The organism is Pseudomonas sp. B1(2018), assembly GCF_003097365.1.
GTDB classification, from domain to species: domain Bacteria; phylum Pseudomonadota; class Gammaproteobacteria; order Pseudomonadales; family Pseudomonadaceae; genus Aquipseudomonas; species Aquipseudomonas laurylsulfatiphila.
The window spans coordinates 87,405-110,325 of the sequence record NZ_PYUK01000012.1; the positions used below are offsets into that span (position 1 = coordinate 87,405).

19 protein-coding genes are annotated in these 22,921 nt (G+C 58.3%); 11 read left to right on the forward strand and 8 right to left on the reverse strand.

Annotated features, from left to right (window positions below):
• Positions 1-208: 208 nt before the first annotated feature.
• The 7 genes from C9422_RS19530 to C9422_RS19565 all read left to right on the forward strand — a co-directional run bounded on the left by C9422_RS19530 (position 209) and on the right by C9422_RS19565 (position 10,078).
• On the forward strand, positions 209-4,057 hold the full coding sequence (locus C9422_RS19530) for an EAL domain-containing protein (RefSeq protein WP_116581823.1): 3,849 nt from the start codon (positions 209-211) through the stop codon (positions 4,055-4,057).
• A 212-nt stretch (positions 4,058-4,269) separates the two neighbouring features.
• Positions 4,270-5,523 carry a serine hydroxymethyltransferase gene (gene glyA, locus C9422_RS19535; protein WP_007970889.1) on the forward strand — a complete coding sequence of 418 codons (1,254 nt, stop codon included), beginning with the start codon at positions 4,270-4,272 and terminating at the stop codon, positions 5,521-5,523.
• A gap of 319 nt (positions 5,524-5,842) precedes the next feature.
• Positions 5,843-6,385, forward strand: coding sequence for a hypothetical protein (locus C9422_RS19540; protein ID WP_116581824.1), 543 nt, complete (start codon positions 5,843-5,845; stop codon positions 6,383-6,385).
• A 61-nt stretch (positions 6,386-6,446) separates the two neighbouring features.
• Positions 6,447-6,998: a hypothetical protein gene (locus tag C9422_RS19545; protein WP_116581825.1), complete on the forward strand. Its 552-nt coding sequence runs from the start codon at positions 6,447-6,449 to the stop codon at positions 6,996-6,998.
• A gap of 307 nt (positions 6,999-7,305) precedes the next feature.
• Positions 7,306-8,619: a C4-dicarboxylate transporter DctA gene (locus tag C9422_RS19555; protein WP_116581827.1), complete on the forward strand. Its 1,314-nt coding sequence runs from the start codon at positions 7,306-7,308 to the stop codon at positions 8,617-8,619.
• Positions 8,620-8,667: 48 nt separating this feature from the next.
• Positions 8,668-9,372 carry a FadR/GntR family transcriptional regulator gene (locus C9422_RS19560; protein ID WP_116581886.1) on the forward strand — a complete coding sequence of 235 codons (705 nt, stop codon included), beginning with the start codon at positions 8,668-8,670 and terminating at the stop codon, positions 9,370-9,372.
• 25 nt (positions 9,373-9,397) lie between these two features.
• Positions 9,398-10,078, forward strand: coding sequence for a GntR family transcriptional regulator (locus C9422_RS19565; protein WP_116581828.1), 681 nt, complete (start codon positions 9,398-9,400; stop codon positions 10,076-10,078).
• Positions 10,079-10,191: 113 nt separating this feature from the next.
• Here C9422_RS19565 and yjiA read toward each other — a convergent pair whose 3' ends face one another.
• The 3 genes from yjiA to C9422_RS19585 form a co-directional block, all read right to left on the reverse strand.
• Complete coding sequence (gene yjiA / locus C9422_RS19570; protein ID WP_116581829.1) at positions 10,192-11,163, reverse strand: GTPase; 972 nt, start codon at positions 11,161-11,163, stop codon at positions 10,192-10,194.
• A gap of 162 nt (positions 11,164-11,325) precedes the next feature.
• Positions 11,326-11,523, reverse strand: a complete 198-nt coding sequence (locus C9422_RS19580; RefSeq protein WP_116581830.1) for a YbdD/YjiX family protein — start codon at positions 11,521-11,523, stop codon at positions 11,326-11,328.
• Between the two features lie 15 nt (positions 11,524-11,538).
• A complete protein-coding gene (locus tag C9422_RS19585) occupies positions 11,539-13,605 on the reverse strand; it encodes a carbon starvation CstA family protein (protein WP_116581831.1) in 2,067 nt (688 codons plus the stop codon).
• Between the two features lie 160 nt (positions 13,606-13,765).
• Here C9422_RS19585 and C9422_RS19590 point away from each other — a divergent pair, with 160 nt between their 5' ends.
• Positions 13,766-14,134: a PilZ domain-containing protein gene (locus C9422_RS19590; RefSeq protein ID WP_116581832.1), complete on the forward strand. Its 369-nt coding sequence runs from the start codon at positions 13,766-13,768 to the stop codon at positions 14,132-14,134.
• A 105-nt stretch (positions 14,135-14,239) separates the two neighbouring features.
• On the opposite strand, the gene radA is transcribed toward C9422_RS19590, so the two are convergent.
• Positions 14,240-15,607, reverse strand: coding sequence for a DNA repair protein RadA (gene radA, locus C9422_RS19595; protein ID WP_007981045.1), 1,368 nt, complete (start codon positions 15,605-15,607; stop codon positions 14,240-14,242).
• Positions 15,608-16,210: 603 nt separating this feature from the next.
• Between radA and mscL the strand changes: the two genes are divergently transcribed.
• On the forward strand, positions 16,211-16,624 hold the full coding sequence (mscL, locus tag C9422_RS19600) for a large-conductance mechanosensitive channel protein MscL (RefSeq protein ID WP_007981043.1): 414 nt from the start codon (positions 16,211-16,213) through the stop codon (positions 16,622-16,624).
• Positions 16,625-16,664: 40 nt separating this feature from the next.
• Here mscL and C9422_RS19605 read toward each other — a convergent pair whose 3' ends face one another.
• Complete coding sequence (locus tag C9422_RS19605; protein WP_116581833.1) at positions 16,665-17,441, reverse strand: ferredoxin--NADP reductase; 777 nt, start codon at positions 17,439-17,441, stop codon at positions 16,665-16,667.
• 307 nt (positions 17,442-17,748) lie between these two features.
• Here C9422_RS19605 and C9422_RS19610 point away from each other — a divergent pair, with 307 nt between their 5' ends.
• Positions 17,749-18,462, forward strand: a complete 714-nt coding sequence (locus tag C9422_RS19610; RefSeq protein WP_116581834.1) for an autoinducer binding domain-containing protein — start codon at positions 17,749-17,751, stop codon at positions 18,460-18,462.
• 188 nt (positions 18,463-18,650) lie between these two features.
• Positions 18,651-19,775, forward strand: a complete 1,125-nt coding sequence (locus C9422_RS19615; RefSeq protein WP_116581835.1) for a methyltransferase — start codon at positions 18,651-18,653, stop codon at positions 19,773-19,775.
• 64 nt (positions 19,776-19,839) lie between these two features.
• Here the strand turns inward: C9422_RS19615 and C9422_RS19620 are convergent, their stop codons facing one another.
• The 3 genes from C9422_RS19620 to C9422_RS19630 all read right to left on the reverse strand — a co-directional run bounded on the left by C9422_RS19620 (position 19,840) and on the right by C9422_RS19630 (position 22,536).
• Positions 19,840-20,007, reverse strand: coding sequence for a DUF2474 domain-containing protein (locus C9422_RS19620; RefSeq protein ID WP_007975773.1), 168 nt, complete (start codon positions 20,005-20,007; stop codon positions 19,840-19,842).
• 81 nt (positions 20,008-20,088) lie between these two features.
• Complete coding sequence (gene cydB, locus C9422_RS19625) at positions 20,089-21,096, reverse strand: cytochrome d ubiquinol oxidase subunit II (RefSeq protein WP_007975775.1); 1,008 nt, start codon at positions 21,094-21,096, stop codon at positions 20,089-20,091.
• A 3-nt stretch (positions 21,097-21,099) separates the two neighbouring features.
• Complete coding sequence (locus tag C9422_RS19630; protein ID WP_007975777.1) at positions 21,100-22,536, reverse strand: cytochrome ubiquinol oxidase subunit I; 1,437 nt, start codon at positions 22,534-22,536, stop codon at positions 21,100-21,102.
• Positions 22,537-22,921 lie beyond the last annotated feature (385 nt).

Genomic DNA, 22,921 nt, shown 5'->3' on the forward strand with positions numbered 1-22,921 from the left:
GTTATCAATACGTGCGCGCTGAAAAAGTCTGAGTCTAGGAGCTGGAACGCTCCCGCGTAACCGGCAAAGCTACCTTAATGACCGATGGCAGTCCAGCCGACGGGCTGGGGCTGGCACTTCGCCACAACTCAAGGCATGCTAGCCGCCCTTCGGGCGTCCGGCTTATAGTGCACGTCGCGCCAGTCCAGCCAAACCGCAGGATTACAGCTTGTCCAATGTCCCTCCGCCCCTGACTTCCAGTGCGCCGACCACAGCGCCCGGCTCCCCCCTGCGCGGGACCTTGAAGGGCACCTTGGCGACACTTGCGTTGTTGTTGCTGGCATTGCTGTTCTGGCAGTTGTTCGATCAGTTGCGCGAAACCCAGAAAAACCAGCGTCAATACACCATCGACTACACCGCCGATCTGGCCGCTCAGGTCAGCCTGAACATGGCACTCAACGCGCAGATCGCCCTCAACCTGTTGCCCATCGTCGAGCAACCGCAGGATGCCGATGAACTGCAGGCCCTGCTGCGCAAGCTGCAACAGTCGCTGCCGGAACTGCGCAGCCTGGCCTTGCTCAGCCCCTCGGGGAAAGTCATCAGTGACAGCGCTCCCGACAGCGAAGACAGCGACTACCTGGGTGAACTGGTACGCCGCAGCCACGCCCAGGCGCACTACTTCAGCAATGCCACCGATGGTTCTGTGGTGCATTTATTGTTGCATCAGGCCAGCGGCAGTTCCCGGGGCTACTGGGCCTTGCGCCTGACACCGACCTTCTTTGCGTCCTTGACCAAGCAAAACGAGACCGGAAGCCGTCCGTTGTGGCTGGTGGAAAACCGCATCAATCATCAGATCATCAGCCGTGACGAAGGGCTGCCCTCGGTCAATCCGGGCACACTGACCGAGGACGATGTCGCCAACAGTGTGCTGACGGTTCCGCTGAGCAGCAGCGATTGGCAATTGCGCGGCTTGTTTGACCGTCAGCGCGTACTGGAAGAACTGCTGCCGGCGTTCATCGGCAAATGCCTGCTGGGCCTGGCGTTTTCCATGCTGCCGTTCATCGCTTTGCTGAACATGCGCCGGCGTCAACGCCAATTGAATGAAGGCCGCCGGCGTTATCAGGACATTTTCGAAGGCACCGGTGTGGCCTTGTGTGTCCTCGACATGTCCGGGCTGAAGAGCTTTTTCGACAAGGCACACCTGCAGGACAGCGAACAACTGCAAGCGTGGCTGGCGATCCCGGAAAAACGCCGACAACTGGTGCAGGAACTGCGGATCACCGAGGTCAACCAGGTCGCACTGCAGTTGCTCAATGTCGATAACGCCAATAAAGCCTGGAAGCTGCTGATCGACGGCCATCCGCTGGACGGCACCGCCATCGGCAACCAGGTGCTCGATGCAGTGCTCAATCAGCAGCAACAGCTTGAGCTGGAAATCAAATTGCAGGATGCCGGCGGTCGCGACCAACACCTGTGGCTGGTACTGCGCCTGCCGCAAACCCAGGACGATTATAAATCGGTGATTTTGAGCATCACCGACATCACCAGCCGCAAGCTCATCGAGTTGTCGTTGCAAGAGCGCGAAGGGTTTTGGTCGGACGTGGTGCGCACCGTACCGGACCATCTGTATGTGCAGGATGTGATCAGCCAGCGCATGATCTACAGCAACCACCATCTGGGCCAGACGTTGGGTTACAACCGCACCGAACTGCACCAGATGGGCGAATATTTCTGGGAAATCCTCCTGCACCCCGAAGACGCCGACTATTACCACCGCTCCCGCCAGGTCCAGCGCCAGGCCGGTTATCGCCAGTTGATGCAGTGTCAGTTGCGTTTCCGCCATCGGGACGGCCTGTGGCGACGCTTCGAGATTCGCGAGCAGGCACTGGCGCGGGACAACGAGGATCAGGTCACACGGATCATCGGCGTGGCCAAGGACATCACCGACCAGATCGAAGCCAGCGAATCCCTGCGCGACAGCGAGCAGCGCTATCGCATGCTCGCCGAAAGCATCAGCGACGTGATTTTCTCCACTGACAGCCGCCTTAACCTCAATTACGTCAGCCCTTCGGTGCAAGCCGTGCTGGGCTATGACGCCGAGTGGATTTTCCAGAACGGCTGGCAATCGACCATCGCCAACCCGCAACAACTGACCGGCATCTACCACCTGATGGACCGGGTCAGCAAGGCGCTGGACCAGCCGGACCAACTGGCAGTGTTACGCAGCCAGGTACAAACCCAACTGTTCCTGTTCGATTGCCTGCGGGCCGACGGGCGCAAGATCCCCATCGAACTGCGCCTGGTATTGGTCTGGGACGAACACGGGACGTTCGAAGGCGTGCTCGGCGTCGGCCGCGACATCAGCCAACAACGCCGGGCCGAAAAAGACTTGCGCATGGCCGCCACGGTATTCGAGCACTCGACCTCGGCGATCCTGATCACCGACCCGGCCGGCTACATCGTCCAGGCCAACGAAGCTTTCAGCCGTGTCAGCGGCTATGCCGTGGAGCAGGTGCTCGATCAGTTGCCGAACATGCTGACCGTCGACGATCAGCAGGAAGCCCACCTGCGTTATGTGCTCAAGCAATTGGGCCAGCACAGTACCTGGGAAGGCGAAGTCTGGCTCAAGCGCCGCAACGGCGAGCATTACCCGGCCTGGGTCGGGATTACCGCCGTGCTCGACGACGAAGGCGATCTGGCCAGTTATGTGTGCTTCTTCAGCGACATCAGCGAGCGCAAGGCCAGCGAGCAGCGGATTCATCGCCTCGCCTACTACGACGCCCTGACCCACCTGCCCAACCGCACGCTGTTCCAGGATCGCCTGCACACGGCACTGCAATCGGCCGAACGGCAGAAGTCGTGGGTGGTGCTGATGTTCCTCGATCTCGATCGCTTCAAGCCGATCAACGATTCTCTGGGCCACGCCGCCGGCGACCGCATGCTCAAGGAGATGGCCACGCGCCTGCTCGGTTGCGTAGACGATGACGACACGGTGGCGCGCATGGGCGGTGACGAGTTCACCTTGCTCCTGCAACCGCGAGCCAACCGGGAGATCGCCCTGAACCGGGCCATCCACGTGGCCGAACAGATTCTCGCCAGCCTGGTGAAACCCTTCGTGCTCGAGGGCCGCGAGTTCTTCGTCACGGCCAGTATCGGCATCGCCCTGAGCCCGCAGGACGGCAACGAGCTCAGCCAGTTGATGAAGAACGCCGACACCGCGATGTACCACGCCAAGGAGCGTGGCAAGAACAACTTCCAGTTCTATCAGGCGGACATGAACGCCAGCGCCCTGGAGCGACTGGAACTGGAAAGCGATTTGCGCCATGCCCTGGAACAGAACGAATTCGTGCTGTATTACCAGCCGCAGTTCAGCGGCGACGGCAAGCGCCTGACAGGTGCCGAGGCGCTGCTGCGCTGGCGCCATCCCCGCCGCGGGCTGGTGCCGCCGGGGGATTTCATTCCGGTGCTCGAAGAGCTCGGGCTGGTGGTGGATGTCGGCGACTGGGTGATCAGCGAAGCCTGCCGTCAACTCAAGGCCTGGCATCAGGCCAGGGTACGGGTGCCGAAGGTGTCGGTGAACATCTCGGCGCGGCAGTTCTCCGACGGCCAGCTCGGTACCCGAATCGCCACCATCCTCAAGGAAACCGGCCTGCCGCCGGCATGCCTGGAACTGGAACTCACCGAAAGTATCCTGATGCGCGAAGTCAGCGAGGCGATGCAGATCCTCGACGGCCTGAAGAACCTCGGCCTGAGCATCGCAGTCGACGATTTCGGTACCGGTTACTCATCGCTCAACTACCTCAAGCAGTTCCCGATCGACGTGCTGAAAATCGACCGCACCTTCGTCGACGGATTGCCGTCGGGCGAACAGGATGCGCAGATCGCCCGGGCGATCATCGCCATGGCTCACAGCCTTAACCTGGCGGTGATCGCCGAGGGTGTCGAGACCCACGAGCAGCTTGATTTTCTGAGGGAACACGGTTGCGACGAGGTGCAGGGTTATCTGTTCGGGCGGCCGATGCCGGCGGGGCGGTTCGAAGGGCAGTTCAGCAATGATGCCCTCTTCATGTTCGATTGATTGGAGCTGACAGTTCCAATCAATCGAACATAAAGAGCAGCTTCAAGCGGCAAGCTACAAGCGAAGGCCACTCCGCTTTTGACTTGCAGCTTGTGGCTTGCAGCTTGAAGCTGAATCCCATTCGTCTGCGACATGATGCCGTTTCATATGCCATCTAAAACCCATTGGGTTAGAATGCCCCCCTTTTCCGCCCCCGATCCCTGAGGACCGCCATGTTCAGCCGTGATTTGACTATTGCCAAGTACGACGCCGATCTCTTTGCCGCCATGGAGCAAGAAGCTCAGCGCCAGGAAGAGCACATTGAGCTGATCGCTTCGGAAAACTACACCAGCCCTGCTGTGATGGAAGCCCAAGGCTCGGTACTGACCAACAAGTACGCCGAAGGCTACCCGGGCAAGCGCTACTACGGTGGCTGCGAGTACGTCGACATCGTCGAGCAACTGGCTATCGATCGCGCCAAAGAGCTGTTCGGTGCCGACTACGCCAACGTTCAGCCGCACGCCGGTTCGCAAGCCAACAGCGCCGTTTACCTGGCCCTGCTGTCGGCTGGCGACACCATCCTGGGCATGAGCCTGGCCCACGGCGGTCACCTGACCCACGGTGCCAGCGTTTCGTCCTCGGGCAAGCTGTACAACGCCATCCAGTACGGCATCGACGCCAATGGCCTGATCGACTACGACGAAGTCGAGCGCCTGGCCGTTGAGCACAAGCCGAAAATGATCGTGGCCGGTTTCTCTGCCTACTCGCAGATCCTCGACTTCCCGCGTTTCCGTGCAATCGCCGACAAGGTTGGCGCGTACCTGTTCGTCGACATGGCCCACGTGGCCGGTCTGGTCGCCGCTGGCGTCTACCCGAACCCGGTTCCATTCGCTGACGTCGTGACCACCACCACCCACAAGACCCTGCGCGGTCCACGTGGTGGCCTGATCCTGGCTCGCGCCAACGCCGACATCGAGAAGAAGCTGAACTCCGCAGTATTCCCGGGCGCCCAGGGCGGCCCGCTGGAGCACGTGATCGCAGCCAAGGCGATCTGCTTCAAGGAAGCGCTGCAGCCTGAGTTCAAGGCTTACCAGCAACAAGTGGTGAAAAACGCCCAGGCCATGGCCAGCGTATTCATCGAGCGCGGTTTCGACGTGGTTTCCGGCGGTACTCAGAACCACCTGTTCCTGCTGTCGCTGATCAAGCAGGAAATCTCCGGTAAAGACGCCGACGCCGCTCTGGGCAAAGCGTTCATCACCGTGAACAAGAACTCCGTGCCAAACGATCCACGCTCCCCGTTCGTGACCTCCGGCCTGCGCTTCGGCACTCCGGCTGTGACCACTCGTGGCTTCAAGGAAGCAGAGTGCAAGGAACTGGCTGGCTGGATCTGCGACATCCTGGCTGACCTGAACAACGAAGCGGTGATCGACGCCGTTCGTGAGAAGGTCAAGGCCATCTGCAAGAAGCTGCCGGTGTACGGCGCTTAATCAGCCCCGTTCAATCGCAGTTAAAAAACCGGCACTTGTGCCGGTTTTTTTACGCCTGGGATTTCTAACTACCTATATCAATCCCCTTGCGAATCGATACTGATAGCTTCAAAAAAAATGTACCACCAACTATATACTTATCCCAAATAGCAGCCCTTAACCTTACCGACCAACATCTATTATCTTGAAACACAACCAGGATCCCAACTTTAAAAACCCATGATAACCTCCATCAAAGTCACTACAAACAACGAACCATCCGAGTTACTTACAACACAACAACGAGTGTTATTCACACATCACGAAAGAGAAATAGATCATGCAAGCCATGGATGTAAATCAATCGTTCACCGCGCAACTTTTTGTCAATAACACACCCTTAGCCATATCCCGCAAGATACTTGAAAAGAAGCTCGCAGCCCCTGAAGTCTCAGAGTATTGGGCTGGAGTCTTCCGAAAAAAACTCATCTATTCCAGCAACCTCCTGAGTTACGGCGAAGAAGTAGTCCCCGAAACCTTCCTTTTCGCTTATCACGACGATGTTTATACCATCAAGATTGCAGACGAAAACGGTCAGTTCACAAACACTGCAAGCATGGAGGGTGAATTACGCAACTTAACCGTCTTCGATGGCGATGATCCTACTTATTTTCGGATCATTTATCAGGGCGAATATGCGAAGCTGGATGACATGCCAAACGAACTCAATAGAATTCGTTTACGATCCGGACCGCAACACAGGGAGGTTCTAACCTATGGCGATCAACCTAGTTTCCCGGTGCTAACCGACCTGAAGAATCGCGGCCGAACTTTGTTCCTTGAACTGAAAATCCTCCAACGCCATGTTTCATCAGCACTCTGAACACACTGTAATTTAAAACAACCAAAATCAAACACCCGATCTCACGGAAGAGGTATACATCATGCAAAATACAGACAGTCAATCATTCACTGCCAAACTTTTTGTCGGTGACAAACCAGTGGCAGAAGCCCGCAAAGTCATATCAAAGCTGCTCGAAGATCCCGAACTTGCAAATGAATGGCGCGAATTTCATCAACTCATACTTAACGACAACCCCCAAGAACTGAGCTACGGGGAAGGTGTCACTCCCGAAATCTTCTTGTTCACCTATCACGACGACGTGTACACCATCAGGATTAAAGAGAGAGACGGAGTCGGACAGTTCACTAAAACTGCCAGCATGGAAGGATCGCCTCGCAACTTGAGCATGTTCACTGGAGATGACCCAACTTACTTCCGCATCCTTAACAGTGACAGCGTTGTTGTGAAACTGGATGAAATACCAAACGACGTCAGTGACATCTATCTTGCAACCGGGCCGCAACGCCGAATGGTTCACACCTATGGCGGTCCACCCACCTTTCCAGTTTTCACTGATGAGCAAAACCGCGGCGGCAGTCTTGTAGCTTTCAGACTGCAGATTATTGAGCGCAACGTCCCCGGTGTAGGTTGAGCAAACGGCAATAAATCAGGGCAATAAACCTCCCGCTGTGAACCACCGCTCAAGGGTCCAGCAGTGACACCCGATGCCAGTCAGCCCAGCCGACTGGCATTTTTTCATATGAAAAGGCTCAAGGTCGAGGCTTCCCACACAACTGGTAAGACCGGTCATGCCAATTATGCAATTTCCCCTTGCGAATCCCACAAAACAGCGCCTAGACTGCGCCTGCACTGGACATACCGGTAAGACCACAATAATTAAGTCCTGAATCTGATGCGCTACAGCGTCGGCAGCCAGGACACCGACCAGGATTCCTCCCATGCTCAGATGGTGCTCGCGTTCAATCTTCCTCCAAGTGATTCTCGGACTGGTGCTCGGCATCGTCTGCGGGCTGACCCTTCCCGAATACTCCGCCCAACTCAAACCCCTCGGCGACGGTTTCATCAAGCTGATCAAGATGCTCATCGGCTTGATCGTGTTCTGCGTGGTGGTCAGCGGCATCAGCGGTGCCGGCGACCTGAAAAAGGTCGGGCGCATCGGTCTGAAATCGGTGATCTACTTCGAGGTGCTGACCACCATCGCCCTGGTGATTGGCCTGGTGTTCGCCTTCAGCACCGGTATCGGCAGCGGCGCGAACATTCACCTGGAGCAGCTTTCCGCAGCCGACATGGGCGATATTGCCCAGCGCAGTCAGCACATGCACACCACTACGCAGTTCTTGATGGACCTGATTCCGACTTCGGTGATCGGTGCCTTTGCCGATAACAACATCCTGCAGGTCCTGCTGTTTTCAGTGTTGTTCGGCAGTGCCCTGAACCTGGTGGGCGAGGCGGCATCGGGAATTTCGCGGCTGATCAATGAACTCAGCCACGTAATCTTCCGCATCATGGGCATGATCGTGCGACTGGCACCGATCGGTGTATTCGGTGCGATCGCCTTCACCACCAGCAAATATGGCCTGGATTCGCTGCAGCACCTGGGCAGCCTGGTCGGCCTCTTCTACCTGACCTGTGTTGCCTTCGTGGCCCTGATTCTCGGCCTGGTGATGCGCCTTTCCGGCTTGAAGATGTGGCCGTTGCTCAAGTACCTGCGCGAAGAACTGCTGATCGTCATGGGCACCGCTTCGTCCGACGCGGTGCTGCCACAAATCATGCGCAAGCTTGAGCACCTGGGCATCGGCAGTTCGACGGTCGGGTTGGTGATTCCAACGGGTTACTCGTTCAACCTCGACGGTTTCTCGATCTACCTGACCCTGGCCATCGTGTTCATCGCCAACGCCACCGGCACGCCGTTGGCCATGACTGACCTGCTGACCATTCTGCTGGTGTCGCTGATCACATCCAAAGGCGCCCACGGTATTCCCGGCTCGGCGCTGGTGATTCTGGCGGCCACCCTGACAGCCATTCCGGCAATTCCGGTGGTGGGCCTGGTACTGGTGCTGGCCGTGGACTGGTTCATGGGCATCGGCCGGGCGCTGACCAACCTGATTGGCAACTGTGTGGCGACCGTGGCCATCGCGCGCTGGGAAAAGGACATCGATGTGCAGCGGGCGAACAAGGTACTTTCGGGCCAGGCCGGTTACACCTTTCAGCCGAGAAAACCGGCTGCTCAAGCGGCAGCCAAAGAATTCTGAATGATCGCCGTGCCTGCCGACCGCAGGCACGGCTCATGGAGCGAACACGTGATTACCTCATCAACCGTCGTCAACTCAGTGGTAGAAAAACTTCGGGCCGCTTTGGCCCGAGGTCAGTGGCGCTCCGGCGAAATGCTGCCGGGGCAACGTGAACTGGCCGAACAACTGGGTATCAGCCGTCCGAGCCTGCGTGAAGCCGTCATCGTTCTGGAAACCCTCGGGCTGGTGCGCTCGATGCCGGGCAAAGGCGTGGTGGTGCTCGAAGCCAATCTCGCCGACAGCCAGGCCCATGACAACGCGCTGGCCGCAGCGAGCCTGGAAGACGTGCTGCAACTGCGCTACACCCTTGAGCCATTCATCGTCGGCCTCGTCGCGCAATCCATCAGCAGCAAGGAGGTCGGGCAACTGCGCCTGACCCTGATGGACATGCGCGAAGCCCTGGAAGCCCGTGACAGTGAAGCCGGCGTAAACGCCTACATCGCGTTCCACGAAGAATTGTTCACGCTGACATCGAACCCGATCTTCCAGAGTGTGGTGCAGCAAACCAGCAATGCCCTCAAGCAAAGCGCCGAAGTGCTGCGCAACTCCCCGGAGCATCTGGCCGAGCGACTTGAAGAAAACGAAGCCGTGGTGCGGGCAATCCGCAGCAAGAACAGCGCCCAGGCCAGCGCCGAGATGCGCCGGCACATTCTGCGCGAAGGCCAACGCATGGGTATCGAACTGAACATCCCGGAAGACAACCTCGGCAGTTGAAACCTCTTCGAACTGGAGATCGGCCATGAACCGCTTCGCCTCGCCACAAACACTCGCTACCCTGCCCGTCCGCCCTTCAGTGGATGATCTGTATTCACAGGTCCTGGAGGCCATTTTCGAACTGCGCATCCATTCGGCCAGTCGCTTTACGGAAGAAAGCCTTGCGCAGATGTTCGGTGCAAGGCGCAGCGACATGCGTGAGGTGCTGATGCGACTGTCCCATCAGCACATCATCCTCCTTCGCGCCAACCATCGTCCCCGCGTCACTGAGCCTGATGTCGAGCAGACCCGGCAGACACTGCATGCCCGTCGACTGGCCGAGATCATGCTGTTGCGGCTGGCCGCTCAACGAGCGTGCGCACAAGACTTGAAGCGCCTGCGGACACTGGTCGAAAACGAGCGTCAATGCGCCGAGCGTGGCCGGGCGATTCGTTTGTCGGGAGAGTTTCATTTGCAGCTGGCACAAATGGCGGGAAATGCACCGCTAGCGCATTTTCTTGAGAGCCTTGTCCCACTGACTTCGTTGGCGATTGCGCAGTGTGGGGAGCAGATGCACAGTTGTTGTGCCTGGCAGGATCATTTGGCGATTGTTGATGCTGTTGAATGTGGAAATACTGCGGCAGCGACCATGCTGATTAACCGGCATCTGGATCATCTGGAACAGACACTGCTCAATACAACCCGTGAACATTGTGTTGCCGGCTAGATTGCATCGCGGGCAAGCCCGCTCCCACAGTGTTCGAGGATGAGCTGTTCAACCAGAAACCTGTGGGAGCCGGGCTTGCCCGCGATGGCGTCCTCAAAGATGCCATAAAAACCTCAGTCCGCCGCCACCCGTGCAAACCCCTCACGAATTTTCTCTTCCGGCAAATCGTCAGCAATGAACACGATCACGCTCTCGCGAACTTCGTCTTCAGCCCACTCGGTATCCCAGTCGAACCCATAAAGCTTCAGTACCCCCTGAAACACCATGCGCCGTGGTTCGCCAAGGATGTTCAATACGCCTTTGTAGCGCAGCAACTGCTTGCCATGCTCTTCCAGGAGTTCGTTCATGAACTCGCTGAGCTTATCGATATCCAGCGGCTTTTCAGTGCGCAGGACCAGACTGGAAATACGATCGATGGACGGTGCCTGGCTGACCGGTCGCAAACTCACACCGCCACCGAGGTCGGCATTGAGATTGAAACCGCGCACATCCAGCAATTCAGCCAGGTCGATCTTGCCGTGGTCGACCACGCGGATCGGGGCGCGACGGTTGATGCGGGCCAGGCGCTCGCTCAACGCGCTGAAGGTCGGCTCGTCTATCAGATCGCGCTTGCTCACCAGCAAGCGGTCGGCGAAACCGATCTGTGCCTGGGCGATGGTCTGGGCCAGGTGCGAGTCGGCATGTGCCGCGTCGACCAGCGTGATGATGCCGTCGAGGATGTAGCGCTCGCGCAGTTCTTCATCGATAAAGAAGGTTTGCGCCACGGGTGCCGGGTCGGCCAGGCCGGTGCATTCGATCACCAGGCGGTCGAAGGCAATGTCGCCCTGATCCAGACGTTCGAGCAACAGATAAAGCGCTTTGGTCAGGTCGGTATGGATGGTGCAGCAGACGCAGCCGTTGGAGAGTGTCATTACTTGGACCGGCTCATCGCCCAACAACTGGGTATCGATTCCGGCGTCGCTGAATTCATTCTCGATCACGGCGATTTTCAGGCCGTGCTCGGCCTTGAGCAGGTGACGCAACAGGGTGGTCTTGCCGGCGCCGAGGAAGCCGCTGAGGATCGTGACCGGGATGGGGGAGGACAAACTGGATCTCCTTTTTCACAAGATGAAAACACAACACAGAACAAATGTGGGAGCGGGCTTGCTCGCGAAGGGGTCGTGTCAGTCGACATGAATGTTGAATGACACACCGCTTTCGCGAGCAAGCCCGCTCCCACAGGGATTGCCGTTAATCCGAAAGCCGGATCAACAGCACTTCGGCCCACCCTTGCCACCGTAACGGGCTTCCTGACGCTCGCGGAAGAACGCCTCGTAGTCCATCACCGGTTTGTTCGGGTGCTTGGTCTGCATGTGCTCGACGTAGTTGTCGTAGTCGGGCATGCCGACCATCAGGCGCGCGGCCTGACCGAGGTATTTACCGAGGCGACTCAAGTCATTGAACATGATGCAGATCCTCGATCACGCTTCTGGCAGCGCCTGGAATGGCGCCTCTTTGTCCGTACGCTCTTTGCTGCCCCAGGCGGAAATACCGATCTTGAGCGCGAAGAACAGGATGCTGAACACCACGCACAGGAACAGCGCGGTCAGCGTGGCGTTGGTGTAGGCATTGAAGATTACGTGCTGCATCTGCGTAATGTCCTTGGCCGGGGCGATGATCTGGCCGTTAGCCAAGGCATCGCTGTATTTTTTCGCCAGGGACAGGAAGCCGATCGCCGGGTTGGCGTCGAACAGTTTGATGAAGCCGGCGGTGGTGGTGCAAATCAGCAACCACATGGCTGGCACCAGGGTCACCCAAATGTAGCGCTGGCGTTTCATCTTGATCAGCACCACGGTGCCGAGCATCAGCGCGATACCGGCCAGCATCTGGTTGGAGATACCGAACAGCGGCCACAAGGTGTTGATGCCGCCCAGCGGGTCGATCACACCCTGGTACAGCAGATAACCCCACATGGCCACGCAACCGGCGGTGGCGATCAGGTTGGCGGTCCAGGACTCGGTGCGGCGCAGGGCAGGCACGAACGAGCCGAGCAGATCCTGGAGCATGAAGCGCCCGGCACGGGTACCGGCGTCGACCGCGGTCAGGATGAACAGCGCTTCGAACAGGATCGCGAAGTGGTACCAGAACGCCATGGTGTTCTCGCCCGGCAGAACACTGTGCAGGATCTGCGCGATCCCCACCGCCAGGGTCGGCGCACCACCGGCACGGGCCAGGATGGTGGTTTCACCAATGTCATGGGCCACTGCTTGCAGGGCTTCCGGCGTGATCGCAAAGCCCCAGTTACTGACGGCTGTCGCAACGGCCACCACATCACCGCCGACCACGGCCGGCGGGCTGTTCATGGCGAAATACACGCCAGGCTCGATTACCGAGGCGGCGACCATCGCCATGATGGCTACGAACGATTCCATCAGCATGCCGCCGTAACCGATGTAGCGGGCATTGGTTTCGTTATCCAGCAGCTTCGGCGTGGTACCGGAAGAGATCAGCGCGTGGAAACCCGAGACCGCGCCACAGGCGATGGTGATGAACAGGAACGGGAACAGACCGCCCTTCCAGACCGGGCCGGTGCCGTCAATGAACTGGGTCAGGGCCGGCATTTTCAGCTCGGGCATGGTCACCAGGATGCCGATGGCCAGGGCGACGATGGTGCCGATTTTCAGGAAGGTCGACAGGTAGTCACGGGGTGCCAGGATCAGCCACACCGGCAACACCGCGGCAACGAAACCGTAGCCGATCAGCATCCAGGTGATTTGTACGCCAGTAAAGCTGAACGCCTTGGCCCACACCGGATCCGCGGCAATCTGCCCGCCGAGCCAGATCGAGCCCAGCAGCAACAGCACGCCGATCACCGAGATCTCACCGATGCGGCCCGGGCGGATGTAGCGCATGTAGATGCCCATGAACATCGCGATCGGGATGGTCGCCATCACCGTGAAAATGCCCCACGGGCTCTCGGCCAAGGCTTTGACCACGATCAGCGCCAGCACCGCAAGGATGATGATCATGATCAGGAAGCAGCCGAACAGCGCGATGGTGCCGGGGATACGGCCCATTTCTTCGCGGACCATGTCGCCCAGGGAGCGGCCGTTGCGGCGGGTGGACATGAACAGGACCATGAAGTCCTGCACCGAACCGGCAAGCACCACACCGGCGATCAGCCACAGCGTGCCGGGCAGGTAGCCCATTTGCGCCGCCAATACCGGGCCGACCAACGGCCCTGCGCCAGCAATGGCCGCGAAGTGGTGACCGAAGAGAATGTGTTTATTGGTCGGAACGTAATCCAGACCGTCATTGTTGATCACGGCGGGAGTGGCCCGTCGCGCGTCGAGTTGCATGACGCTGTTGGCGATGAACAGACTGTAGTAGCGGTAGGCGACCAGATAGATGGCCACGGCAGCGACCACAATCCACAAGGCATTGATTGCCTCACCTCGGCGCAATGCCACGACACCCAGGGCGCACGCACCTACGATTGCCAGCACCAGCCAGGGCAGATGGCGTAGCGGGCTATTATTATTTTTCATTTTATTATTCCAGCCAGAGTGGACAAGAAAGACAGCCACCCCGAGTTTAGCGCTCCTGACGGCAAAGACCATACCCCGACATAGGTCTGGACACCTGCCAGCGCTGGCAGCCTTGAAGAATGCAGGTCTATAGTCAGCGTACATCTACGAGGACCGTGCCATGAGCGAGCACCCTGCCGACCGTCGCCGCTTCAAACGTATTGCGTTCGATGCCCGAACTGACTTGAGTCAGGGTGAGTTCACCTGGCCGGTGAAGTTGATTGATCTGTCGCTCAAGGGGGTGCTGATCGAGCGACCCGATCCGTGGTTGGGCAATCCGCAGCAGGATTTTCTGGTCGACATTCATCTGAGCGAAGACGTCGACATCACCATGGATGCGCAACTGGCCCACGATGACCATGGCCAACTCGGCTTTGTCTGCCTGCACATCGGCCTGGAATCCATAGAACGGCTGCGGCGACTGATCGAGCTCAACCTGGCCGACGAGGTCGAACTCGAGCGAGAGTTGGGTGCACTGATCGAAATCTGAACCTACCCCTGTGTAGGAGCTGCCGCAGGCTGCGATCTTTTGATCTTTTAATGGCGAGAGCAAAAGATCGCAGCCTGCGGCAGCTCCTACACAGGGTGATTGGCGTTACTCGAAGAGTGCGTCGAGGGCCTGCTCCAGACGGGTTACGGCAATAATCTGCAACCCCGGTGGCGCCTCCTTCGGCGCATTGCCCTTGGGCACGATGGCCCGTTTGAAGCCGTGCTTGGCAGCCTCTTTCAAACGCTCCTGACCGCTCGGCACCGGTCGCACCTCACCGGAAAGCCCCACTTCGCCGAACACCAGCAGATCGTGAGGCAGGGGCCGGTTGCGCAAACTGGACATCACCGCTGCCATCAACGCCAGGTCGGACGCCGTTTCGAGCACCTTGACCCCGCCGACCACGTTGAGAAACACGTCCTGATCGTGGGTCGGAATGCCACCATGACGGTGCAGCACCGCCAGCAACATCGCCAGCCGGTTTTGATCCAGCCCCAGCGTGACCCGCCGCGGGTTGGCCAAATGGCTATCGTCCACCAGCGCCTGTACCTCCACCAACATCGGCCGCGTGCCTTCCCACGTCGCCATGACCACACTGCCCGGGACTTCCTCCTGGGCACGGGTCAGAAAAATCGCCGAAGGGTTGGAGACTTCTTTCAGGCCCTTGTCGGTCATACCGAACACGCCCAGTTCATTGACGGCACCGAAACGGTTCTTCACCGCCCGCAGCAAACGCAGGCGCCCGTCGGACTCGCCTTCGAAATACAGCACAGTGTCGACCATGTGCTCCAGAACCCGAGGCCCCGCCAGCGCGCCTTCCTTGGTGACGTGGCCCACCAGGAAAATCGCCGTACCGCTCTGCTTGGCATAACGCACCAGCAACGCCGCGCTTTCACGCACCTGGGATACACCACCCGGTGCCGATTGCAGTTGCTCGGTAAAGATCGTCTGGATCGAGTCGATCACCATCACCCTGGGCTTTTCCTGGCGGGCCGTGGCAATGATGGCTTCGATGCAGGTTTCGGTCATGACCCGCAGTTGATCCTGAGGCAACCCCAGGCGTCGCGCACGCATGGCCACTTGCTGCTGGGACTCTTCACCGGTGACGTACAGCGCCGGCATGCTCTTGGCGAGGTTGCACAATGTTTGCAACAGAATGGTCGACTTGCCGATGCCCGGATCGCCACCTATCAGCACCACCGAGCCATCCACCAGACCACCACCCAGAACCCGGTCGAGCTCGCTGGAAGCGGTGGAGAAGCGAGGCACTTCTTCGACACTGACTTCAGCCAGCGTCTTGATCTGCGCCTGCTGGCCGGCCCAGCCGGTACGACCGCTGGGGGCGGCTGCCCCGCCGCTTTCCACCATGGTTTCGGTGAGCGTGTTCCAGGCCCCGCATTCACCGCACTGCCCGGCCCATTTGGGGAAGGTTGAGCCGCACTCGGTGCAGCCGTACATGCGCTTGGCCTTGGCCATCGGAACTCCCGGAAAAAAACGCGATGATAGCTCAGCTGAGGCACGCGAGTGCGGCCAGATATTTTGCAATCTTCTGGATGATTTCAAATAGCCATAATCTATTCGTACTTTTTTGAAATATGACCGCGATAAATCCTTGTATAAGTTTTTACCCAACATACTCAACAAACACTTGAGACGTACCTTACTGCCCCCTTAAAAACCTATACAAGCTTTATTCATTTATACACCTGATGCATAACTTCAAAAACACTCAAACAAAGCGAGCTCCAAACTAACGAAACAGTTAACAGCATTGCAACTGCAATAAATTTTCAACACCGACTTTTTTGTTTAACAATTACCCGAACAATTTCAACATCCCAACTCAAGGAGGGCACTTCAACCTGGTTCGCTCACACAGCGAAGTCATATCGCTGAAAAAAGCCGTAAGCGAACCGCCGCAGAAGGGCTGGCCGGCCCACAAATGAGATCAATCGGCGAGTTCTCCATGACCACCCGAATCGATTGCTGGCAAGCACGGCAGACCGTTGATTCGAGCAGAATGCGATTGGCTGATTTACACTGCGTTCATCAACCTCATCTGTAACAAGGAAATAACCTATGGGCGTGCTAAACGAGTTCAAGGCCTTCGCGGTCAAAGGCAACGTGGTCGACATGGCCGTCGGCATCATCATCGGCGCAGCCTTCGGCAAGATCGTCACATCGTTTGTCGGTGACCTGGTCATGCCGCCAATCGGGATGCTGATCGGTGGCGTGGACTTCAGTGACCTGGCCATAACGCTCAAGGCAGCAGAGGGTGCGACTCCGGCGGTGGTGCTGGCTTATGGCAAATTCATCCAGACCATCATCGACTTCATCATCGTCGCCCTCGCGATCTTCGTCGGCGTCAAGGCCATCAACCGCCTGAAGCGCGAAGAGGCCGTGGCTCCGAGCCTGCCGCCGGTTCCAACCAAGGAAGAAGAGTTGCTGGGAGAGATCCGCGACTTGCTCAAGGCCCAGAACAACCGGCCTTGACCGCCCCCGCATAAAACGGCGCCTTCGAGGCGCCGTTTTTTTACCAGAAGTTTTCCACCGCCACCTGACCGGGTCGCCGGCTGAGGCTCAAGTGCATGTCACGCTGTTTAAGCAGCTTGCGCGTGTCATCGATCATCTGCGGATTTCCGCACAGCATGACCCGTGAGTGTTCAGGCGTCAGCGCAACACCTGCGGTGCGCTCCAGTTCGCCGCTTTCAATCAGTGTGGTGATCCGCCCATTCAATGCGCCAGGATGCTGTTCACGAGTGACCGTGGTGATGAATTGCAGTTTGTGCGCGTACTCGGCCAGATAGTCACGTTGCGTCAGCCCCGCGATCAGTTCCTGATAAGCCAGCTCCCGGGCTTCACGAACGCTATAGACCAGGATAATCCGCTCGAATCGCTCCCAGACTTCGAAGTCCTGCAGTATCGACAGGAACGGCGCCACGCCGGTTCCGGTGGATAACAGCCATAGATCGCGCCCATCGACAAAACGGTCCGGCGTCAGGTAGCCAAAGGCCTGGCGGTCGACCAGCAATTTGTCGCCAACGACCAGCCGGCTGAGCTCGCTGGTGAACTCACCGCCCGGCACGACAATGGAAAAGAACTCGAGGAACTCGTCAAAGGGTGAGGACACCATGGAGTAGGCGCGCCATACCGTGCTGCCATCTGCCCTGGTGACGCCCAACCGGGCAAACTGCCCCGCCCGAAAACGAAACCCCGCATCCCGCGTGGCACGCAGGGTAAACAGGTTCGGGGTCAACGGATGAACCTCGAGCAAGGTCTGACGGGTAAATTTTTCTTCGCTGACGGACATGGAAGGCTCCAATCAATAGATACCTCAGTGTCCCGCAAAGACGGCAGCATAAACACAGACATTTTGTAGTGTTATTGAGTGTGCAACTTATTGATTATTCGATGTGAGAAACACCAGACAATATAAAATGACAAATGGCATTTAATATTTAACACACGGCTTAAGAACCTGGCACACACTTTTTCAGCCGTTAAAAGAGCAAAATCGTCGAACTACAATTGTCGGATATGTCCTACACTCCGTCACGTGCCGGATCTCGGATCCAAAACAAGCACCCTCCGGAAACATACTGTTGGAGACCCCGTATATGGAAATCTGGAAGGAGTCACAGCTTCAACTGCTTTCTCAAACACAGGACATTAATACGGCCTATCGAATATCACTGAATTTCGTCAGGAACCTTGGATATAAATTTTGTGCCTTTTCAACCATTTCAGCGAACAGTCGCACTGATTGCTGCCCCGTCAACCTGAACAACTATCCACACGACTGGAACACACAGTATGAACAAAGCAACGCCAGCGAGATTGACCCCGTAGCGGCCTATTGCAATCACTCCATGCTACCCGTGCTCTGGAGCAAAGAGCTCTTCTGCGCAACCCCGTGGTTATGGCAACTGCTGCAACAGCAAGGCTTGGCGCATGGCTGGTCGCAAGCAATCCACGATGAAGAAAGCGGCCTGCGCAGCATTCTCAGCCTGGCCCGAAGCCATTGCCCGATTTCAGCCTATGAGCTGTACGAAAATCTTGGATTCTCGGTGTTCATCAGTCGCCACCTGCACGCCCTGGCGATCGGGATGCAACCAAAAAAACCGGTTCATACTAACGCCCCCTCCTTGTCACGGCGGGAAATCGATGTATTGAAACTGTCGGCCGATGGCAAGACGGCTTATGAAATTGCCAGGATCCTCAACTTGAGTGAACGCACGATCAACTTTCATGTGCACAGGGCTATCGAAAAGCTCGGCGTCAACAACAAGATGGCGGCAGTCATGGCCGCGAACCGCTCCGGAGCCATCTGAAAGCGCCCGACAGCGGGAAAACCTGCGGGTAATCCGATCAAAAAAAACGTACCATTTGCGGTCCCTCCTGAGTGATGGCGTGTAGACCTTCACGACGCAGTACACTCGGACGGCTCCGCCCGCACCAACGCCTCAGGGCAGCGGGACATCCGTTGATTACCCCCGTTGATTACCCAGAGCCCCGCCCCATGCCTTTGCTCGAAACACCCTTCGCCAGCCTCGACCTGATCCGCCAGCCCGAACAGCAGAACGAACCGCTGCAAGCATTCGATGCGGCTGATGAATACCTGCTCAATTATCTTGCCGAGCAGCAGCCCACGGCCGAGATGCGGGTATTGGTACTCAACGACAGTTTCGGCGCGTTGGCGGCCAGCCTGGCGGGCAAGGTGCGGGTGGTCAGCAGCGGTGATTCGTTCCTGGCCTTGCAGGGCCTGGAAAAGAACCTGGTGCGCAACGGCCTGGCGTTTGATGCGGTACCGAGCGTCCCCGCCAGCGAGGCACCTGTCGGGCCATTCGACTGCGTACTGATCCGCGTACCGAAAACCCTGGCATTGCTGGAAGAGCAACTGATCCGTCTGCAAGGGCAACTGGCACCTGGCGCCCAAGTGATCGCCGCGGCCATGATCAAGCACCTGCCCCGGGCGGCGGGCGACTTGCTGGAGCGCTACATCGGCCCCGTACAAGCCTCGCTGGCGGTGAAGAAGGCGCGGTTATTGATTGCCACGGCAGAAGACAAAACCCCGATTGTGTCGCCTTACCCGACGCGGTACAGGCTCGACGAGCCGGCTATCGAACTGCTCAACCACGCCAATGTGTTTTGCCGCGAAGGCCTGGACATCGGTACCCGGGCGTTTTTGCCACACCTGCCGAAAAACCTTGGCTCGGCGCGGGTCGCCGATCTCGGTTGCGGCAACGGTGTCCTGGCCATCGCCAGCGCCCTGCAAAACCCCGAGGCCCACTACACGCTGGTGGACGAATCGTTCATGGCCGTGCAATCGGCCGCCGAAAACTGGCACGCAGCGTTGGGTGAACGGGAAGTGATCGTGCGTGCCGGCGATGGCCTGGCCGGCCAGGAACCGCAATCGCTTGACGTGGTGCTGTGCAATCCGCCATTTCACCAGCAACAGGTCGTGGGCGACTTCCTGGCCTGGCGGATGTTCCAGCAAGCACGCGAAGCGCTGGTTGTGGGCGGCGCGCTGTACATCGTCGGCAATCGTCACCTGGGTTACCACAGCAAGCTGGCGCGATTGTTCCGTGGCGTCGAGCAAGTGGCAGCCAATCCGAAATTCGTGATCCTCAAGGCGCGTAAGTAACAGGCAAAAAAAACCCTCCGGTCGGAGGGTTGTAAATCCGCGCCTTGAGGCTGCGGGGGAGATGTCAGTGCGTCGTCAGTCCGGCCGCGTTCATGAACAGACGCATCAGGCTGGCGACGATGAACAAGGCGCCCACGCTGCCGACCCAGATCAGGGCCAACCAGCCGAGCCGCTGCCACAGCGGTTTTTTTTCGGCTTCTTCAATGTCGTGCAGGGAATGTTTGGCGGCCATAACGTCAATCCTCTTCAAGATTGATGGCGTCGCTTCCGACGCCATCGCGAGCAAGCTCGCTCCCACAGGTTTTCTATAGGACTAGTGGTAACCGTCTTCATGGGTGACCTTGCCGCGGAACACGTAGTAGCTCCAGAAGGTGTAGCCCAGGATGAACGGGATGATGAACAGCGTGCCCACCAGCATGAAACCTTGGCTTTGCGGCGGTGCGGCGGCATCCCAGATCGAGATCGACGGCGGGATGATGTTCGGCCACAGGCTGATGCCCAAACCGCTATAACCGAGGAAGATCAGCACCAGGGTCAACAGGAACGGCGTGTAGTGCGCATTGCGGGCCACGGCACGGATCAATCCGTACATCGTCACCAGCACCAGAATCGGCACCGGCATGAACCAGAACAGATTCGGCATGGTGAACCAGCGTGCGGCAATTTCTGCGTGGGCCAACGGGGTCCAGATGCTGACGATGCCGATCACCGCCAGCAGTACGAAGGCCAATGGCCGTGCCAGGTCATGCATCTGCTCCTGCAACTTGCCTTCGGTCTTCATGATCAGCCAGGTGCAACCGAGCAACGCATAGGCCACCACCAGCGCCGCGCCACAGAACATCGTGAACGGTGTCAGCCAGTCCAGTGAACCACCGGCGAATTGCCGGTTGACCACCGGCAACCCATCGATGAACGCACCGAGTGCCACACCCTGGAAGAACGTCGCGGTGACCGAGCCACCGATGAACGCCTTGTCCCACAGGTGGCGCTTGTCGTCCCTGGCCTTGAAGCGGAACTCGAAGGCTACGCCGCGAAAGATCAGCCCGATCAACATCAGAATCAGCGGCAGGTATAACGCGGAAAGCACCACCGAATAGGCCAGCGGAAACGCGCCGAACAAAGCCGCGCCCCCCAACACCAGCCAGGTCTCGTTGCCGTCCCAGACCGGGGCGACGGTGTTCATCATCACATCGCGATCGGTCTTGCCCGGAATGAACGGGAAGAGAATGCCGATGCCCAGGTCGAAGCCGTCCATGACCACGTACATCATGATGCCGAAGATGATGATCACGGCCCAGATCAGCGGAAGATCAATACCCATGATTCAAATCTCCTTGGTCAGGCTGTGGCCGGCATCGGCGTGATCGTCGTCGGCGGCGGACAGCGGACGGGCCGGTGTGCGTTTCTGGCCGGGACCTCCGTCGTTGGTTTCCTTGCCTTCGTCGATCTTCGGCCCCTTGCGCACCAGGCGCATCATGTAGCCAAGACCGGCGCCAAACAGGGCGAAATACACCACGACGAACAGGATCAGGGTGATGCTCATCTGCATGACGCTATGGTTGGACGACGCATCCGCCGTGCGCATCAGGCCGTAGACCACCCACGGCTGACGGCCGATTTCGGTGGTGAACCAGCCGGCGAGGATCGCGATCAGGCCGGACGGCCCCATCCACAACGCCAGGTACAGGAACGGTCGCGAGGTGTAGAGGGTGTCGCGCTTGCGCAGCCACAGGCTCCACAAACCGGTGAAGATCATCAGCATGCCCAGGCCCACCATGATCCGGAACGACCAGAACACAATGGTCGAATTTGGCCGGTCTTCAGGCGGGAACTCCTTGAGCGCCGGGACTTGCTTGTCCAGCGAGTGGGTCAGGATCAGGCTGCCCAGGTACGGAATCTCGACAGCGAATTTGGTTTTCTCCTCCTTCATGTCCGGCCAGCCGAACAGGATCAGCGGAGTCGCCTCGTTACCCTTGTTTTCCCAGTGCCCCTCGATCGCAGCGATTTTCGCCGGTTGATGCTCAAGTGTATTGAGGCCGTGGAAGTCGCCGATGACCGCCTGGATCGGCGCGACGATCAACGCCATCCACATGGCCATCGAGAGCATTTTGCGGATCGCCGGGTTGTCCTTGCCACGCAGCAAATGCCAGGCCGCGGAGGCACCCACGAAGAAGGCCGTGGCTACGAACGCCGCCGTGGCCATGTGCATCAGGCGATACGGGAACGACGGGTTGAAGATAACTGCCAGCCAGTCGGTGGGGATGACCTGCCCGTTGACGATCTCGAAGCCCTGCGGGGTCTGCATCCAGCTGTTGGAGGCGAGAATCCAGAAGGTCGAGATCAACGTACCGATGGCGACCATCACGGTGGCGAAGAAGTGCAGGCCACGCCCGACCTTGTTCCAGCCAAACAGCATGACCCCCAGGAACCCGGCCTCGAGGAAGAACGCCGTGAGCACTTCATAGGTCAGCAACGGCCCGGTAACCGATCCGGCGAAGTCCGAGAAGCGGCTCCAGTTGGTACCGAACTGATAGGCCATGACCAGGCCGGAAACCACGCCCATGCCGAAGTTGACGGCAAAGATCTTCGACCAGAAATGGTAGAGGTCACGGTAGGTGTCGTTATGGGTTTTCAACCACAGGCCTTCGAGTACCGCCAGGTAACTCGCCAGGCCGATGGTGATGGCCGGAAACAGGATGTGGAACGAGATGGTGAACGCGAACTGAATTCGGGCGAGATCAAGTGCCTCTAAACCGAACATAAGTCTTCCTCTGTCAGGTAGTACGGCTGCTGGCTGGAAGCCTGCACCCACGGCCCCCACGGATATGGAGTGTGGCGAATCTCTGTTTGTTCTTTTTTTTGCACGCATCACAACGCAGGGAGTCTGGCCTTGCGGCCGCCGGATCAATTCCTTTTGCGGGTTTTGATCTGGATCAATCAACGTTGAAAGAGTAGTCCCAATTTCGGGGATGAACCGCGTGGTCTATTGCCGCGTGACAAGTTGCCTCATGGCCTTGGTCACGAGCTGAAATACATTTCCTGTGGGAGCGGCGGTGCGACGATTCGACTTGCTCGCGAAGGCGGAGTGTCAGTCGACGTCAATACCGGATGTGCCGCCCTCTTCGCGAGCAAGCCCGCACACAGGA

Excerpts from the sequence above, each read along its gene's own strand:
- C9422_RS19555 (WP_116581827.1), top strand. The coding sequence starts at position 7,306 with ATGCTCAGATGGTGCTCGCGTTCAATCTTCCTCCAAGTGATTCTCGGA.
- C9422_RS19565 (WP_116581828.1), top strand. The coding sequence starts at position 9,398 with ATGAACCGCTTCGCCTCGCCACAAACACTCGCTACCCTGCCCGTCCGC.
- cydB (WP_007975775.1), bottom strand. The coding sequence starts at position 21,096 with ATGGGTATTGATCTTCCGCTGATCTGGGCCGTGATCATCATCTTCGGC.
- radA (WP_007981045.1), bottom strand. The coding sequence starts at position 15,607 with ATGGCCAAGGCCAAGCGCATGTACGGCTGCACCGAGTGCGGCTCAACC.
- C9422_RS19545 (WP_116581825.1), top strand. The coding sequence starts at position 6,447 with ATGCAAAATACAGACAGTCAATCATTCACTGCCAAACTTTTTGTCGGT.
- C9422_RS19590 (WP_116581832.1), top strand. The coding sequence starts at position 13,766 with ATGAGCGAGCACCCTGCCGACCGTCGCCGCTTCAAACGTATTGCGTTC.
- C9422_RS19615 (WP_116581835.1), top strand. The coding sequence starts at position 18,651 with ATGCCTTTGCTCGAAACACCCTTCGCCAGCCTCGACCTGATCCGCCAG.
- C9422_RS19580 (WP_116581830.1), bottom strand. The coding sequence starts at position 11,523 with ATGTTCAATGACTTGAGTCGCCTCGGTAAATACCTCGGTCAGGCCGCG.
- C9422_RS19605 (WP_116581833.1), bottom strand. The coding sequence starts at position 17,441 with ATGTCCGTCAGCGAAGAAAAATTTACCCGTCAGACCTTGCTCGAGGTT.
- C9422_RS19620 (WP_007975773.1), bottom strand. The coding sequence starts at position 20,007 with ATGGCCGCCAAACATTCCCTGCACGACATTGAAGAAGCCGAAAAAAAA.
- mscL (WP_007981043.1), top strand. The coding sequence starts at position 16,211 with ATGGGCGTGCTAAACGAGTTCAAGGCCTTCGCGGTCAAAGGCAACGTG.
- C9422_RS19610 (WP_116581834.1), top strand. The coding sequence starts at position 17,749 with ATGGAAATCTGGAAGGAGTCACAGCTTCAACTGCTTTCTCAAACACAG.
- glyA (WP_007970889.1), top strand. The coding sequence starts at position 4,270 with ATGTTCAGCCGTGATTTGACTATTGCCAAGTACGACGCCGATCTCTTT.
- C9422_RS19585 (WP_116581831.1), bottom strand. The coding sequence starts at position 13,605 with ATGAAAAATAATAATAGCCCGCTACGCCATCTGCCCTGGCTGGTGCTG.
- C9422_RS19540 (WP_116581824.1), top strand. The coding sequence starts at position 5,843 with ATGCAAGCCATGGATGTAAATCAATCGTTCACCGCGCAACTTTTTGTC.
- C9422_RS19630 (WP_007975777.1), bottom strand. The coding sequence starts at position 22,536 with ATGTTCGGTTTAGAGGCACTTGATCTCGCCCGAATTCAGTTCGCGTTC.